The organism is Pseudomonas fluorescens (assembly GCF_900636825.1).
In the GTDB taxonomy this organism is placed as follows: Bacteria; Pseudomonadota; Gammaproteobacteria; order Pseudomonadales; family Pseudomonadaceae; genus Aquipseudomonas; species Aquipseudomonas fluorescens_BG.
Map to the genome: position 1 here is coordinate 615,357 of NZ_LR134318.1, position 15,146 is coordinate 630,502.

Here is a 15,146-nt window from a genome sequence, read left to right on the forward strand (position 1 = left end):
GAGGTTGAGCGGCGCATATTCTGCCCTGTATCGGTGCCCGGTGGTTAGCCGGGTTTCTGGTCGACCCACTTTGGCGTGACGGTCGGCTCCCAGCGATCGAGGGCTTCGAGCAGCGTTTGCGGCGATTCGCTCACTTGCAGCATGTCACGGTGTGGCGCGCGAACGAAGCCTTCGCCGACGATATGATCGAGAAATGCGGTGAGTTTGCTGTAGAAACCGTTCACTTCGAGCAGGCCCAGCGGTTTGCCGTGATAGCCGAGCTGGCCCCAGGTCCAGACTTCAAACAGCTCTTCCAGCGTGCCGAGGCCGCCCGGCAGCGCAATGAACGCATCGCTGAGTTCAGCCATCCCCGCCTTGCGTGCATGCATGCCGTCGACCACTTCCAGGCGCGTCAGGCTTTTGTGACCGATCTCCTTGTTCATAAGACTCTGCGGGATGATGCCGATCACCTCACCGCCCGCGGCCAGCGCGGCGTCGGCGACAATGCCCATTAAGCCCACAGCGCCACCGCCGTAGACCAGCGTCAGCTTGCGTTCGGCCAGCGCCCGGCCAAGGGCGACGGCAGCTTCGGTATAGGCCGGAACAGTGCCCGCGTTGGCACCACAAAATACACACACGGATTTCAGAGACATGCCTTTCTCCTGGGTCAATCCGACACAGGGTAATGGCACAGACGCGTCGATCCAAGGGTTAAACGTCGCGCTCCGGTGTTTCGCAAGTACCGCTGGCGCCACAGGCATAGGCGGCGAGCAAACTGCACAACAGACCGTTAAAGAACATGACCGACACTCCGTTTCGTTGGGATGGGGCGATCATAGGGCTGACGGGCAAATCCGGCCCTTAGATTGTCTTCATGACGGTCATAGCCTGAAAGTTGTATACAATTTTTGACACAAGTCATAGGAACTTGCGAAGATTTCAGGCAGTCTTTCCCTCACTAGTGTTTTGTTAACCCTGCCTTGGAGATTCACCATGTTTTCCAAAGTTGTTGCGGTATCCCTGCTGGCGCTGGCCAGCAGCCAATTGATGGCTGCCGAGTGCAAAACCACCGTTGACTCCACTGATCAGATGTCCTTCAACACCAAGGAAATCGTGATCGACAAGAGCTGCAAGACTTTCACCGTCGAACTGACCCACTCGGGCAGCCTGCCAAAAAATGTCATGGGCCATAACCTGGTGATCAGCAAAGAAGCTGACATGCAGCCAATCGCTACCGATGGTCTGGCTGCCGGTATCGACAAGAACTATCTGAAGGATGGCGATGCGCGCATCGTTGCCCACACCAAGATCATCGGCGCCAAGGAAACCGATTCGGTGACTTTCGATGTGGCCAAGGTAGCGGATGGCGGCTACGGTTTTTTCTGCTCGTTCCCGGGGCACATCTCGATGATGAAAGGCACCGTCGTCGTCAAGTAATCCAGGCAGAAAAAAGCGTCCCTCGGGACGCTTTTTTGTTTCTGTAGGAGCTGCCGAAGGCTGCGATCTTTTGATCTTGCTTTAAGAACAAGATCAAAAGATCGCAGCCTCGTTGCACTCGTCAGCTCCTACAGGCTCCTACAGGCTCCTGCAGGGTTCTGCGGTCGGCTTCTTACGGGGCGAACGGCATCACGCGTTTGTGATGGGTCTTGTTGTACGTCTCGACAATGATCTTTGCTGCCTCATCTCGCACCGGTTCGCCGTGGAGAAACGCATCAATTTCGGCATATGTGACACCGTGCGCGGCTTCGTCCGGTTTGCCCGGTGACAGGTCTTCCAGATCCGCCGTCGGCACTTTCTCGACCAGTGATTCCGGCGCGCCCAGGCTGCGCGCGATTGCCCGCACCTGATTCTTCACCAGACCGCTGAGCGGTGCCAGATCGCAGGCGCCATCGCCGAACTTGGTGAAAAACCCCATCACCGCTTCCGCCGCATGGTCGGTGCCGATCACCAAACCGCCTGCCGCGCCTGCAATGGTGTATTGGGCGACCATGCGCATGCGTGCCTTGGTATTGCCAAGCACAAAATCCACCGACGCCGCCGGTTTGCCTTCGAAAGCGTGCACCTGAGCAGCCAGCGCCTTCACGGCCGGACCGATGTTCACGGTCTGGATCTCATCCGGCGCGATGCATTCGAGGGAGGCCTGGGCGTCGTGCTCGTCAAACTGGGTTTCATACGGCAGGCGCACGGCGATGAACTTGTAACTGTTGTCGCCGCTTTGTTCGCGCAGTTCACGCATCGCCCTCTGGGCCAACAGGCCGGCGGTCAGCGAGTCGACGCCACCGCTGATCCCCAGCACCAAGGTCTTGAGGCCGGAATTGACCAGGCAATCCTGGATAAAGGTAATCCGCCGTGCGACTTCTGCTTGCAGGGCATTATGGTCGGCGAACGGCGGTTGCACCTTGAGCTGTTCAGCAATCTCACGCTGTACGGCTTGCATGAATTCACTCCTTGCTAGATGGACTGGAATCGGCAGGAACCTGGAATACGTGTCGCAAATACGCGACGAAATTCGGGTCTTTGCATTGTGACTTGCCTGGCTCATCGGAGATCTTCGCCACCGGCTGGCCGTTGCAGGCGGTCATTTTAAGCACGATGCTCATCGGTTCGACACCCGGAATGTCACAGGTCAGATTGGTACCAATGCCGAAGCTCACATTGATCCGACCGTGCAACGCGCGGAATATCTCCAACGATTTGGGCAGGTTCAGACTGTCGGAAAACACCAGGGTTTTGCTCAGCGGATCGATGCCGAGCTTGTGATAGTGGGCGATGCATTTTTCGCCCCACACCACCGGATCCCCGGAATCATGGCGCAGGCCGTCGAAAAGCTTGGCGAAGAACAGGTCGAAATCGCCGAGGAAAGCGTCAGTGGTGATGCAGTCGGTGAGGGCGATCCCGAGCAAGCCTCGGTACTCGCGAACCCAGCAATCAAGGGCGGCTATCTGGCTATCGATCAGGCGCGGGCCGAGTTGCTGGTGGGCCATGATCCATTCATGGGCCATGGTGCCCAACGGTTTCATATCCAGCTCACGCGACAGGTGCACGTTGCTGGTGCCGACGAAACGCCCAGGGAAATCGTGCTTGAGCACATTCACCACTTCTTCCTGCACGCCGTAGGAAAACCGCCGGCGGGTGCCGAAATCGGCGACCTGCAGTTGCGCCAGCTCGTCGGCAGAGGCGTTGGCGGTGAGCCAGTCGAACTTGCGATAGAGCTGCTCGCGCGCTTGAGCGAGTACGGTTTCGCGATAGCGATAGCGGTTGCGCACTTCGCTGACGATCGCCAACAGCGGCACTTCATAAAGGATCACATGCAGCCACGGCCCGCGCAGGCGGATGAACAATTCACCGTTCTCGATGCCCGTGTGCACATAGCGCAGGTTGAAGCGAAACAGCCCGAGAAAACGCAGGAAGTCGGGTTTGAGAAAAGTGATGCGCTCGAGAAAACTCAGCTGATCGGCACTCAGGCTCAGCTCGGCCAAGCGCTCGATCTGATAGCGGATCTCGGCCAGATACGGGCGCAGATCCTCGGCGTTGCGACAACGGAACTCCCATTCGACTTCGACGTTGGGGTAGTTGTGCAGCACCGCCTGCATCATCGTCAGCTTGTAGAAGTCGGTGTCGAGCAGGTTCTGCACGATGCGATCGGCAAACACACTCTCGCTCATAAAAAGGGCTCTCCAGATGCGCCGCGGCTTGCGCGGTCTATTTCAATGACACTAGTGGCGCATATCAGTGGTGGGGATTGCCAGTAATTTCTGCTGTGCTTCTGTAGGAGCTGCCGCAGGCTGCGATCTTTTGATGTTGGTTTTGAAGATCAAAAGATCGCAGCCTGCGGCAGCTCCTACAGGGGATTGTCGATCTGTTCAAGCATCCATTTGACGAAGTCGCGCACTTTCGGCACTTCCGCCGCATGCTCCGGATACGCGAGGTAATAGGCGTCGCCGCTGGGCATGGCATGCTCCCAGGGAATCACCAGTTTGCCGTCGGCCAATTCTTCTTCCACCAGAAATCGTGGCAACAGCGCCACACCGCAGCCGACCTGGGCGGCGCGAGTGCACATATAGAAGGTTTCGAAGCGTGGCCCGTGGTAGCTGTGTTCGGTCTGGTAGCCCTGACTGGCGAACCAGTCGTGCCATGCCTGCGGTCGCGAAGCATTTTGCAGCAGAACCAGATCGGTGAGTTGCGTCGGATCGGTGAATGGTTTTTCCGGCAGGCTGCCCGGTGCACAGACCGGCACCAGCTCTTCGCCGAACAGTTTCAGGCACTCCGTTCCCGGCCGCGAACCCTGGCCGAAATAGAACGCCAGATCGCTGCGCCCTTGCAGCAGATCGTCCGCTTCCTGCTCATTGCACAAATCCAGATGAATCGATGGATGGCGCAGGCGCCAGCCCTTGAGACGCGGCACGAGCCACCTTGCGCCGAAGGTCGATGGAGTCGAAACGCGCAGGACTTCCGTCTCGCCGCCGTAGGAACGCAGGTAATGCGTCGACATCTCCACTTGGGTGAGGATTTTTCGTACCTCGACCAGATACAAATCCCCGGCCGGGGTCATCTGCAAGCGGCGGCGGACACGACGAAACAATAAATGCTGCAACAATTCTTCGAGCTGCGCGACCTGCTTGCTGACCGCGCTCTGGGTCAGGTTCAGTTCCTCGGCGGCGCGGGTGAAGCTCAGGTGGCGGGTCACGGCCTCGAAGCATTGCAACGCGGTAATCGAGGGCAAGTGGCGTTTGTTCAGCATGGCCGATCCTTTATCTTGTGTTTCTGTGCGCAGCATGAATAAACGGAATGATATCTCGCGTAAAGGTCGTTTGTTGCCTCAGCAAAGGAACGCTACAACTAAAGGTCTGCCCGGTCGCGAAAAAGCGCCCGCACACATTCAGTTTTTGCTTGAGGAGTGACTCATGGTTGCCGCATTGCTTGATCGTCTGGGCGTGAACCCGGCCCTTTATCAGAACGGCAAAGTGCCGGTGCATTCGCCTATCGATGGCAGCCGCATTGCTGCGGTGAATTGGGAAGGTGCAGCCGAAGTCGAGCAGCACATCAGTCGCGCAGATCATGCGTTCGAGCTGTGGCGCAAGGTGCCGGCGCCGCGGCGCGGCGAACTGGTGCGTCAGTTCGGCGAAGTGTTGCGCGAGTACAAGGCCGATCTCGGCGAACTGGTTTCCTGGGAGGCGGGCAAGATTACCCAGGAAGGCTTGGGTGAAGTGCAGGAGATGATCGACATCTGCGATTTCGCCGTCGGCCTGTCTCGTCAGCTGTACGGCTTGACCATCGCCTCCGAGCGTCCGGGCCACCATATGCGCGAAACCTGGCATCCGCTGGGCGTGGTCGGGGTGATCAGCGCGTTCAATTTTCCGGTCGCCGTGTGGGCGTGGAACACCACGTTGGCGCTGGTCTGCGGTAACCCGGTGGTGTGGAAACCGTCGGAAAAAACGCCGCTGACCGCGCTGGCTTGCCAGGCGCTGTTCGACCGCGTGGTGAAGAATTTCAGCGATGCCCCGGCGAGCCTTTGCCAGGTGATCATTGGCGGTCGCGATGCCGGTGAAGCATTGGTCGACGACCCGCGTGTCGCGCTGATCAGCGCCACCGGCAGCACGCGCATGGGCCGCGAAGTGGCGCCGAAGGTTGCCGCGCGGTTTGCCCGCAGCATTCTCGAACTGGGCGGTAACAACGCGATGATCCTCGGCCCGAGCGCCGATCTCGACATGGCTGTGCGCGCGATTCTGTTCAGCGCCGTTGGCACGGCCGGCCAGCGTTGCACCACCTTGCGCCGGCTGATCGCCCATGAATCGGTGAAGGAAGAAATCGTCACCCGCCTCAAGGCTGCTTATTCGAAAGTGCGCATCGGTCATCCGTTGGAAGGCAATCTGGTCGGCCCGCTGATCGACAAGCACAGCTTCGAAAACATGCAGGACGCGCTGGAGCAGGCGCTGAGCGAAGGTGGGCGGGTATTCGGCGGCAAGCGTCAGCTCGAGGATCAATTCCCCAACGCCTACTACGTCTCGCCCGCCATCGTTGAAATGCCCGAGCAGAGTGATGTGGTCTGCAGCGAAACCTTCGCGCCGATTCTCTACGTGGTCGGCTACAGCGATTTCGAGGAAGCGCTGCGCTTGAACAATGCCGTGCCACAGGGCTTGTCGTCGTGCATCTTTACCACCGACGTGCGCGAAGCCGAGCGGTTCATGTCGGCGGTCGGCAGCGACTGCGGCATCGCCAACGTCAACATCGGCCCGAGTGGTGCGGAAATCGGCGGCGCCTTCGGTGGCGAGAAAGAGACCGGTGGCGGGCGCGAATCGGGCTCCGATGCCTGGCGCGCGTATATGCGTCGGCAGACCAACACGGTTAACTATTCGCTGGAGCTGCCGTTGGCGCAGGGCATCACGTTCGACTGAAATTGAGAAAAAGCTGAAAAGATCGCAGCCTTCGGCAGCTCCTACAGGGCTGCGGTTGGCTGCGGTTTTGTAGGAGCTGCCGAAGGCTGCGATCTTTTTAGCGCCCACAACGCAATTGGTTAGGTTTCTGTTGGAGTCTGGCAATGCCGTTACGCGAAGAATGTCTGTGGGAAGCCCTTACGCCGCAAAGGCCCGATCATTCGGCGCTCAATGGTGAGGTCAAGGTTGATGTCTGCGTGGTCGGCGCCGGATTCACCGGGCTGTCGGCGGCGCTGCATCTGTTGGAAAAAGGCAAAAGCGTCTGCGTGCTGGAAGCGCATCGCGCGGGGAATGGTGGCTCCGGGCGCAACGTCGGGCTGGTCAACGCCGGCATGTGGATTCCACCGGACGAGATCGAAGCCGGTTTCGGTGAGGCGGTCGGCAGTCAGCTCAATCGCATGCTCGGCGCGGCCCCGGCGCTGGTGTTCAGCGTTGTGGACAAATACCGGATCGATTGCCAATTGCGCCGCGAAGGCACTTTGCACATGGCGCACAACGCCAAGGGCGAGGCGGATCTGCGCAGTCGTGAACAGCAATGGCAGCGCCGGGGTGCGCCGGTCGAGTTACTGACCGGCAAAGCCTGCGAGCAAGCCACCGGCACGCAGAAAATCGCCGCCGCGCTGCTCGACCGGCGCGCCGGTACGCTCAATCCGATGGCCTATGTCAGCGGGCTGGCCAACGCCGTGCGCGGGCTTGGCGGGCAGCTGTTCGATCATTCTCCGGTGACACGCCTCGAACGCGTCGGGCAGCAATGGTCGGTGCAGACCGCTCAGGGTTCGGTGCTGGCCGAGCAAGTGGTCATCGCCTCCAATGCTTACACCGAGGGCGACTGGACGGAACTCAAACGTAATTTTTTCCCCGGTTATTACTATCAAGTGGCGTCAGTGCCCCTGACCGAGGACGCTGCCCAGGAAATTCTTCCTGGCGGGCAGGGTTCGTGGGACACCCGTCAGGTGCTGAGCAGCATTCGCCGCGACAAGGACGGCCGTCTGTTGCTCGGCAGCCTGGGCAATGGCAATCAGAAACCGACGTGGTTTCTCAAAGCATGGGCCGACCGGGTGCAGCAACATTACTTTCCCAACCTGAAGCCGGTCGAATGGGAATGCACCTGGACCGGGCGCATCGCCTTTACGCCAGACCATCTGATGCGCCTGTTCGAACCGGCGCCGGGGCTGGTGGCTGTCACCGGTTATAACGGCCGCGGCGTCACCACCGGCACCGTCGTCGGCAAAGCTTTCGCCGATTACCTGTGCGATGGCGATCCGCAGGCTCTGCCGATTCCCTTTGCACCGATGCAGCCCTTGGCGGGCGTGGGGTTGCGCAGTTGCCTGTACGAGGCCGGCTTCTCGCTGTATCACGCGGGCCAGTGCCTGCGCATCGTTATTTGAGTGTTGAAATTTGTTGCCGGAAGCGGCGCTTTTGAATCGAGCGACTAGCCTGTAATGGTGCGGGTTGTAGCAGTCCCGCACCAGCAGTGTGCAGTTCGGTGACGCGGGCTGTTACAGGCTGGTTGCACGTGGTTTGCCGCTGCGGTTGCAATGATGGCGCGTGAGGGTTGCGCCTGAAAAAAAATATGGTTTCACCTTCCGCGGTTTAGACGGTTGCACGCCCAATGAAAATGGGACCGAAACAGTCGAAATAACAACAAAGCAGCGACTTTTTGAAGAATAAAAAACCGATGGCACGGGCCTTGCTCTGAGCTTTGAGTGAAGTGAAGTCGCAGTGCCAACTAAAAAAAACCTTGGAGCACCACCTCATGTCCCAGACGTTTTACAAGAAAGGCTTTCTGGCCCTCGCAGTAGCTGCTGCGCTGGGTGTTTCTGCGTTTGCTCAAGCTGATATCAAGATCGGTGTAGCGGGTCCAATGACGGGCGCCAACGCAGCATTTGGCGAACAGTACATGAAGGGTGCACAGGCGGCGGCTGACGCGGTCAACGCGGCCGGCGGCGTCAACGGCGAGAAAATCGTTCTGGTCAAGGGCGATGATGCCTGCGAGCCGAAACAGGCGGTGACGGTCGCCAAGGACCTCACCAACCAGAAAGTGGCCGGCGTGGTCGGTCACTTCTGCTCTTCCTCGACCATTCCAGCGTCGGAAATCTACGACGAAGCCGGGATCATCGCGATCACTCCAGGTTCGACCAACCCGCAAGTCACCGAGCGCGGCCTGAGCGCCATGTTCCGTATGTGCGGGCGTGACGACCAGCAAGGCATCGTGGCTGGCGACTACATCGTCGACATGCTCAAGGGCAAAAAAGTCGTCGTGCTGCACGACAAGGACACCTACGGCCAGGGCCTGGCGGATGCGACCAAAGCGCAACTGGAAAAACGCGGCGTGAAGCCGGTGCTCTATGAAGGTCTGACCCGTGGTGAAAAAGACTTCAGCACCATTGTCACCAAGATCCGTGGCGCCGGTGCCGATGTTGTCTACTTCGGCGGCCTGCACCCGGAAGCCGGTCCGCTGGTTCGTCAGTTGCGTGAACAAGGCCTCAAAGACGTCAAGTTCATGTCCGATGACGGCATCGTGACCGATGAGCTGGTTACCACCGCTGGCGGCCCGCAATTCACCGATGGCGTGCTGATGACCTTCGGCGCCGACCCGCGTCTGCTGCCGGAAAGCAAAACCGTTGTGGACGCATTCCGCAAGGCCGGCACCGAGCCTGAGGGCTACACCCTGTACGCCTACGCTTCGGTACAGACCCTGGCGGCAGCATTCAACGGTGCGAAGAAAAACGACGGCGAAGCCGCTGCCAAGTGGCTGAAAGCCAACCCGGTGAAAACCGTCATGGGCGAGAAGACCTGGGATGCCAAAGGCGACCTGAAAGTCTCCGACTACGTGGTTTACCAGTGGGACAAGGACGGCAAATACCACCAGCTGGAAAAGCAGAAGTAAGGGCTGACGCGATCAGTCGGCTCACTTGAAACCCTGTGGGAGCGGGCTTGCCCGCGATGGCGTCAGGTCAATCGACACACAAGTTGGCTGATCCACCGCTATCGCTGGCAAGCCAGCTCCCACAGGATTCAGTGGCGATCGGGCTGATCACACTCCGACATTGCTCCGACGTACATCTGTATTTTTCCTAGAAGAACCGCGCACCCCGGTGCGCAGGTTCTCACTGCGTGAGATTGCGTTATGGATGGTATTTTCCTGCAGCAACTGGTCAACGGCCTGACCCTCGGGTCGGTCTATGGCCTGATCGCCATCGGCTACACAATGGTCTACGGCATCATCGGCATGATCAACTTCGCCCACGGCGAGGTTTACATGATTTCCGCTTACCTGGCGGCAATCAGTCTGGCTCTGCTGGCTTACTTCGGTATCGAATCCTTCCCGCTGCTGATGCTCGGCACGCTGATCTTCACCATCGTCGTCACGGCGGTGTATGGCTGGGTCATCGAGCGTGTTGCCTACAAACCCCTGCGTAACTCGACCCGCTTGGCGCCGCTGATCAGCGCCATCGGTATCTCGCTGATTCTGCAGAACTACGCACAGATCGCTCAGGGCGCCAAACAACAGGGCGTGCCTACGCTGCTGACCGGTGCCTGGCGTGTCGAAGTCGGTACCGGCTTCGTGCAACTGACCTACACCAAAGTCTTCATCCTGATCGCCGCGTTTGTCGGCATGGGGCTGCTGACCTACATCATCAAATACACCAAGCTCGGCCGTATGTGCCGCGCGACCCAGCAAGACCGCAAGATGGCCTCGATTCTGGGCATCAACACCGACCGGGTGATTTCCTACGTGTTCATCATCGGTGCAGCCATGGCCGCATTGGCCGGTGTGCTGATCACCATGAACTACGGCACGTTCGACTTTTATGCCGGCTTCATCATCGGCATCAAGGCGTTCACCGCGGCGGTACTTGGCGGGATCGGTTCATTGCCCGGCGCGATGCTCGGCGGCATCATCCTCGGCATCTCCGAATCGCTGTTCTCCGGTCTGGTCAACTCCGACTACAAAGACGTGTTCAGTTTCTCGCTGCTCGTCCTCGTTCTGGTCTTCCGGCCACAGGGCCTGCTGGGCCGTCCTCTTGTGTCGAAGGTGTAAGCGATGTCTGCAACCACTGAAAAATCCATCGATATCAAAAAAAGTCTGGTTGAGGCGATTCTTGCCGGCCTGATTGCGCTGATCGTATTCGGGCCGATTGTCGGCGTGGTTCTCGACGGCTACAGCTTCAACCTCGAATCGACCCGCGTGGCGTGGATCATCGCCATTGTCATGGCTGGTCGCTTTGCCCTGAGCCTGTTCCTGCAGACGCCCAAAGGCCTGAAGATTCTCGATAGCTTCGAAAGCACCGGCAGCGGCGTGCATGTGCTGCCACCGGATTACAAGTCGCGGCTGCGCTGGATCATTCCGCTGATGATTGTGCTGGCCATCATCGTGCCGTTTGTTTCCAACTCGTATCTGCTCGGCGTGGTCATTCTCGGCCTGATCTACGTGCTGCTGGGGCTGGGGCTGAACATCGTGGTCGGTCTGGCCGGGCTGCTCGATCTGGGTTACGTGGCGTTTTACGCCATCGGTGCCTACGGTCTGGCGCTGGGTTACCAGTATCTCGGTCTGGGCTTCTGGACGGTGCTGCCGCTGGCGGCGATTACTGCAGGCCTGGCCGGTTGCATCCTCGGGTTTCCGGTGCTGCGTTTGCACGGTGACTATCTGGCGATCGTGACCCTGGGCTTCGGTGAAATCATTCGGCTGGTGCTGAACAACTGGCTGTCCCTGACGGGCGGCCCGAACGGCATGCCGGCGCCACTGCCAACGTTCTTCGGTCTGGAGTTCGGCAAGCGGGCGAAGGATGGCGGGGTGCCGTTTCACGAGTTCTTCGGCCTGACCTATAACCCGGACGTGAAGTATTACTTTATCTACGCGGTGTTGTTTCTGGTGGTGCTGGCGGTGCTGTACGTCAAACATCGGCTGGTGAAAATGCCGGTCGGTCGCGCCTGGGAAGCCTTGCGTGAAGATGAAATCGCTTGCCGCTCGATGGGCCTCAACCACGTATTGGTCAAGCTCTCGGCGTTCACCATCGGTGCGTCGACGGCGGGTCTGGCCGGGGTTTTCTTCGCCACCTATCAAGGCTTCGTCAACCCGACCTCGTTCACCTTCTTCGAATCGGCGCTGATTCTCGCCATCGTTGTGCTTGGCGGCATGGGTTCGACCATCGGCGTCGTGATTGCCGCTTTCGTGCTCACCGTTGCCCCGGAACTGCTGCGCGGCTTCGCCGAATATCGCGTGCTGCTGTTCGGCATTCTGATGGTGTTGATGATGATCTGGCGACCACGCGGGCTGATCCGCATCAGCCGCACCGGGGTCAAACCACGCAAAGGTGCCATTCACTATGAGAGGACTGCGCCATGAGTGAAGTCGTACTCTCTGTTGAAAAACTGATGATGCATTTCGGTGGCATCAAGGCCTTGAGCGATGTCAGCCTGAAGGTCAAGCGCAATTCGATCTTCGCCCTGATCGGCCCCAATGGCGCGGGCAAGACCACGGTGTTCAACTGCCTGACCGGGTTCTACAAGGCCTCCGGCGGCAAAATCGAACTCAACGTGCGTGGCCAGCAGACCAACGTCATCCAACTGTTGGGCGAGTCGTTCAAACCGACCGATTTCGTTTCGCCGAAGTCCTTCTTCAGCCGTATGTATTACAAGATGTTCGGCGGAACCCATCTGGTAAACCGTGCGGGTCTGGCGCGGACCTTCCAGAACATTCGCCTGTTCAAGGAAATGTCGGTGCTGGAAAACCTGCTGGTGGCGCAACACATGTGGGTCAACCGCAACATGCTCGCCGGGATTCTCAACACCAAGGGTTATCGCAAGGCCGAAAGCGACGCACTCGACTGCGCGTTTTATTGGCTGGAAGTGGTTGATCTGGTGGACTGCGCCAACCGTCTCGCTGGTGAACTTTCCTACGGCCAGCAACGCCGGCTGGAAATTGCCCGGGCCATGTGCACGCGGCCGCAGATCATCTGCCTCGACGAACCGGCCGCTGGCCTCAACCCTCAGGAAACCGAAGCGCTGAGCGCGATGATCCGGCTGCTGCGCGACGAGCACGATCTGACCGTGGTGCTGATCGAACACGACATGGGCATGGTCATGAGCATTTCCGATCACATTGTGGTTCTCGACCACGGCATTGTCATTGCCGAGGGCGGGCCGGAAGCGATCCGTAACGATCCGAAAGTGATTGCAGCCTACCTGGGCGCCGACGAGGAGGAGCTGGTATGAGCCAACCGATCCTCGAACTGAGAAATCTGGACGTGTTCTACGGCCCGATCCAGGCGCTCAAAGGTGTTTCGCTGCAGATCAACGAAGGCGAAACCGTCAGCCTCATCGGCTCCAACGGCGCCGGCAAGTCGACCTTGTTGATGTCGATCTTCGGTCAGCCACGAGCGGCGGGCGGGCAGATTCTTTATCAGGGCGTCGACATCACGCAGAAGTCATCGCACTACATCGCCTCCAACGGCATCGCGCAGTCACCGGAAGGGCGGCGGGTGTTCCCCGACATGACGGTCGAAGAAAACCTGCTCATGGGCACCATCCCGATTGGCGACAAGTACGCCAAAGAGGACATGCAGCGCATGTTCGAGTTGTTTCCGCGGCTTGAAGAGCGGCGCACGCAGCGGGCGATGACCATGTCCGGTGGCGAACAGCAGATGCTCGCGATTGCCCGTGCCTTGATGAGCCGACCGAAGTTGTTGTTGCTCGATGAGCCGAGCCTTGGTCTCGCGCCGATTGTGGTGAAGCAGATTTTCACGACGCTGCGCGAGCTGGCGAAGACCGGCATGACGATTTTTCTCGTCGAGCAAAACGCCAACCATGCGCTGAAGCTGTCGGATCGCGCGTATGTGATGGTCAATGGCGAGATTCGCCTGACGGGCACGGGTAAAGAGTTGTTGGTGAACGAGGAGGTGCGTAACGCTTATTTGGGCGGGCACTGATACTTGTTGCGCTGATACACAGCCCCGGCGACGAAAGTCCTCGGGGCTTTTTTATACCCCAATCCCCTGCCACCCCTGTAGGAGCTGCCGAAGGCTGCGATCTTTTGATCTTTAAACAAACTCAAAACATCGCAGCCTTCGGCAGCTCCTACATGGAATTGATCGGTGATTTCAAGTCTCGTGTGGAATTGTGGAAAACAAATTCCCTATCTGCCAAAGCGCGACATATAGACGCTGCAAATAGCTGTTTTTCCACAGTTTTGACTTGTCCCCGTTTACTGTGGAGCTGGCTGTGAATAACGTGGGTGTATCTGGCTGCACACCACGTACAACGTGGCTTGCAAGGGTGTGGTTGTTTTTTGATCAGGCATTTTTACTGGTCTTTAAGTAGTCGTTGTCAACCTTTTTATAGAGGCGTTCAGCGAGGCATTGAGCGGTGAACAAGCCTGTGGATAAGTCTGTGACTAAACTCTGGAAAGACCCCGCTAAGGGCCGTGGTTACTGGCCTCGCGCAATCACCGAACGATGGCATCGTCGTGCAAAATGCCATATCCCGCACATCCGCATCTTCAGGGTCAAGCAAAAAACTTTCGATTTGTCCCGCAAAGCCTTGTGTGGCGCGGGTTTGCGCGTTTGCACTTGCCCCCGGAAACTGTGGAAGGGATTGTGGATAACATGCGTGCACATGGCTGCAGGCCACGTTGTCCGTGGCATAGCGGCGGCTGATCATTTTTTGCACAGAAGCGCGGCGCTGTAGGATCTGTTGAATGCAACGAGGCTGCGATCTTCTGATCGTATAAAACAAAATCAGAAGATCGCAGCCTTCGGCAGCTCCTGCGAAGTCAGGTAGTTGCCCGATGTTCATGGGCCGGGCATGCTGCCTGCTGATTTTCTATTCCAAGGGCTGCCGCGGTAGCCGAAGCAAGGAGAACACGATGTCCAACACCCTGTTTATCACCGGCGCAACGTCCGGATTTGGTGAAGCCTGTGCCCGTCGTTTCGCCGACGCTGGCTGGAAACTGGTGCTGACCGGTCGTCGTGAAGAACGCCTCAATGCTCTGTGCGCCGAACTCTCAAACCAGACCGAAGTGCATGGCCTGGTGCTCGACGTGCGTGATCGCAAAGCGATGGAGGAGGCGATTGCCAACCTGCCGCCGTCGTTCGCCAAGCTTCGTGGTCTGATCAACAATGCTGGTCTGGCGCTGGGGGTGGACCCGGCGCCGAAATGCGATCTGGACGATTGGGACACCATGGTCGACACCAACGTCAAAGGCCTGATGTACGCGACGCGCTTGCTGCTGCCGCGTCTGATCGCCCACGGTCGTGGCGCCGGCATCGTCAACCTCGGCTCCATCGCCGGCAACTACCCGTATCCGGGCAGCCACGTGTATGGCGCGACCAAGGCGTTCGTTAAACAATTTTCGTTAAATCTGCGCTGCGATCTGCAGGGCACCGGCGTGCGTGTCAGCAACATCGAACCCGGCCTGTGCGAAAGCGAGTTCTCGCTGGTGCGTTTTGCCGGCGATCAGGAGCGCTACAACGCGACCTACGCCGGTGCCGAGCCGATCCAGCCGCAGGACATCGCCGAGACGATCTTCTGGGTGATGAATGCGCCGGCGCACATCAACATCAACAGTCTGGAGCTGATGCCGGTGAGCCAGACCTGGGCCGGGTTTGCGATTGAGCGTAACAGGGCTTGAGATTTGTCCTGTGGCGAGGGAGCTTGCTCCCGCTGGACTGCGCAGCAGGCCCTCGCTTTTCCTGAAAGAGCGAGGGGCGCTGCGCGCCCCAACGGGAGCAA

Annotated in this window: 13 protein-coding genes; 9 read left to right on the forward strand and 4 right to left on the reverse strand. The window is 58.8% G+C overall.

Annotated features, from left to right (window positions below):
• Nucleotides 1–44: 44 nt before the first annotated feature.
• Nucleotides 45–632 (reverse strand): TIGR00730 family Rossman fold protein, encoded by a 588-nt coding sequence (locus EL257_RS02690; protein ID WP_126359591.1) that lies wholly within the window; start codon nt 630–632, stop codon nt 45–47.
• A gap of 340 nt (nt 633–972) precedes the next feature.
• On the opposite strand from EL257_RS02690, the gene azu reads away from it, so the two are divergent.
• Entirely contained in the window at nt 973–1,416 is a 444-nt protein-coding gene (gene azu / locus EL257_RS02695; protein WP_126359593.1) for an azurin, read from the forward strand.
• A 172-nt stretch (nt 1,417–1,588) separates the two neighbouring features.
• Here azu and nadE read toward each other — a convergent pair whose 3' ends face one another.
• The 3 genes from nadE to EL257_RS02710 form a co-directional block, all read right to left on the reverse strand.
• Nucleotides 1,589–2,416, reverse strand: coding sequence for an ammonia-dependent NAD(+) synthetase (nadE, locus tag EL257_RS02700; RefSeq protein WP_126359595.1), 828 nt, complete (start codon nt 2,414–2,416; stop codon nt 1,589–1,591).
• 4 nt (nt 2,417–2,420) lie between these two features.
• A complete protein-coding gene (gene pncB / locus EL257_RS02705; protein ID WP_126359596.1) occupies nt 2,421–3,644 on the reverse strand; it encodes a nicotinate phosphoribosyltransferase in 1,224 nt (407 codons plus the stop codon).
• Nucleotides 3,645–3,820: 176 nt separating this feature from the next.
• Nucleotides 3,821–4,720 (reverse strand): LysR family transcriptional regulator, encoded by a 900-nt coding sequence (locus EL257_RS02710; protein WP_126359598.1) that lies wholly within the window; start codon nt 4,718–4,720, stop codon nt 3,821–3,823.
• A gap of 163 nt (nt 4,721–4,883) precedes the next feature.
• On the opposite strand from EL257_RS02710, the gene EL257_RS02715 reads away from it, so the two are divergent.
• From EL257_RS02715 to EL257_RS02755, 8 genes are all read left to right on the forward strand, one after another.
• A complete protein-coding gene (locus EL257_RS02715; RefSeq protein WP_126359600.1) occupies nt 4,884–6,374 on the forward strand; it encodes an aldehyde dehydrogenase family protein in 1,491 nt (496 codons plus the stop codon).
• 143 nt (nt 6,375–6,517) lie between these two features.
• Nucleotides 6,518–7,801, forward strand: a complete 1,284-nt coding sequence (locus EL257_RS02720; protein ID WP_126359602.1) for an NAD(P)/FAD-dependent oxidoreductase — start codon at nt 6,518–6,520, stop codon at nt 7,799–7,801.
• 368 nt (nt 7,802–8,169) lie between these two features.
• Nucleotides 8,170–9,303, forward strand: coding sequence for a branched-chain amino acid ABC transporter substrate-binding protein (locus EL257_RS02725; protein ID WP_126359604.1), 1,134 nt, complete (start codon nt 8,170–8,172; stop codon nt 9,301–9,303).
• Nucleotides 9,304–9,543: 240 nt separating this feature from the next.
• Entirely contained in the window at nt 9,544–10,458 is a 915-nt protein-coding gene (locus EL257_RS02730; RefSeq protein ID WP_041480712.1) for an ABC transporter permease subunit, read from the forward strand.
• A gap of 3 nt (nt 10,459–10,461) precedes the next feature.
• Entirely contained in the window at nt 10,462–11,763 is a 1,302-nt protein-coding gene (livM, locus tag EL257_RS02735; RefSeq protein ID WP_126359606.1) for a high-affinity branched-chain amino acid ABC transporter permease LivM, read from the forward strand.
• Complete coding sequence (locus tag EL257_RS02740; RefSeq protein ID WP_126359608.1) at nt 11,760–12,632, forward strand: ATP-binding cassette domain-containing protein; 873 nt, start codon at nt 11,760–11,762, stop codon at nt 12,630–12,632. Before livM ends, EL257_RS02740 begins: the two co-directional genes overlap by 4 nt.
• Nucleotides 12,629–13,345 (forward strand): ABC transporter ATP-binding protein, encoded by a 717-nt coding sequence (locus EL257_RS02745; RefSeq protein WP_126359610.1) that lies wholly within the window; start codon nt 12,629–12,631, stop codon nt 13,343–13,345. The genes EL257_RS02740 and EL257_RS02745 overlap by 4 nt, the downstream gene beginning before the upstream one ends.
• Before the next feature lie 935 nt (nt 13,346–14,280).
• Nucleotides 14,281–15,045: an SDR family oxidoreductase gene (locus tag EL257_RS02755; RefSeq protein WP_126359612.1), complete on the forward strand. Its 765-nt coding sequence runs from the start codon at nt 14,281–14,283 to the stop codon at nt 15,043–15,045.
• Nucleotides 15,046–15,146: the final 101 nt, after the last annotated feature.

What these genes read in the sequence shown, in the direction of transcription:
- EL257_RS02725 (WP_126359604.1), top strand. Translation starts at nt 8,170, where the DNA reads ATGTCCCAGACGTTTTACAAGAAAGGCTTTCTGGCCCTCGCAGTAGCT.
- EL257_RS02710 (WP_126359598.1), bottom strand. Translation starts at nt 4,720, where the DNA reads ATGCTGAACAAACGCCACTTGCCCTCGATTACCGCGTTGCAATGCTTC.
- EL257_RS02720 (WP_126359602.1), top strand. Translation starts at nt 6,518, where the DNA reads ATGCCGTTACGCGAAGAATGTCTGTGGGAAGCCCTTACGCCGCAAAGG.
- EL257_RS02740 (WP_126359608.1), top strand. Translation starts at nt 11,760, where the DNA reads ATGAGTGAAGTCGTACTCTCTGTTGAAAAACTGATGATGCATTTCGGT.
- pncB (WP_126359596.1), bottom strand. Translation starts at nt 3,644, where the DNA reads ATGAGCGAGAGTGTGTTTGCCGATCGCATCGTGCAGAACCTGCTCGAC.
- EL257_RS02755 (WP_126359612.1), top strand. Translation starts at nt 14,281, where the DNA reads ATGTCCAACACCCTGTTTATCACCGGCGCAACGTCCGGATTTGGTGAA.
- nadE (WP_126359595.1), bottom strand. Translation starts at nt 2,416, where the DNA reads ATGCAAGCCGTACAGCGTGAGATTGCTGAACAGCTCAAGGTGCAACCG.
- EL257_RS02730 (WP_041480712.1), top strand. Translation starts at nt 9,544, where the DNA reads ATGGATGGTATTTTCCTGCAGCAACTGGTCAACGGCCTGACCCTCGGG.
- azu (WP_126359593.1), top strand. Translation starts at nt 973, where the DNA reads ATGTTTTCCAAAGTTGTTGCGGTATCCCTGCTGGCGCTGGCCAGCAGC.
- EL257_RS02745 (WP_126359610.1), top strand. Translation starts at nt 12,629, where the DNA reads ATGAGCCAACCGATCCTCGAACTGAGAAATCTGGACGTGTTCTACGGC.
- EL257_RS02715 (WP_126359600.1), top strand. Translation starts at nt 4,884, where the DNA reads ATGGTTGCCGCATTGCTTGATCGTCTGGGCGTGAACCCGGCCCTTTAT.
- EL257_RS02690 (WP_126359591.1), bottom strand. Translation starts at nt 632, where the DNA reads ATGTCTCTGAAATCCGTGTGTGTATTTTGTGGTGCCAACGCGGGCACT.
- livM (WP_126359606.1), top strand. Translation starts at nt 10,462, where the DNA reads ATGTCTGCAACCACTGAAAAATCCATCGATATCAAAAAAAGTCTGGTT.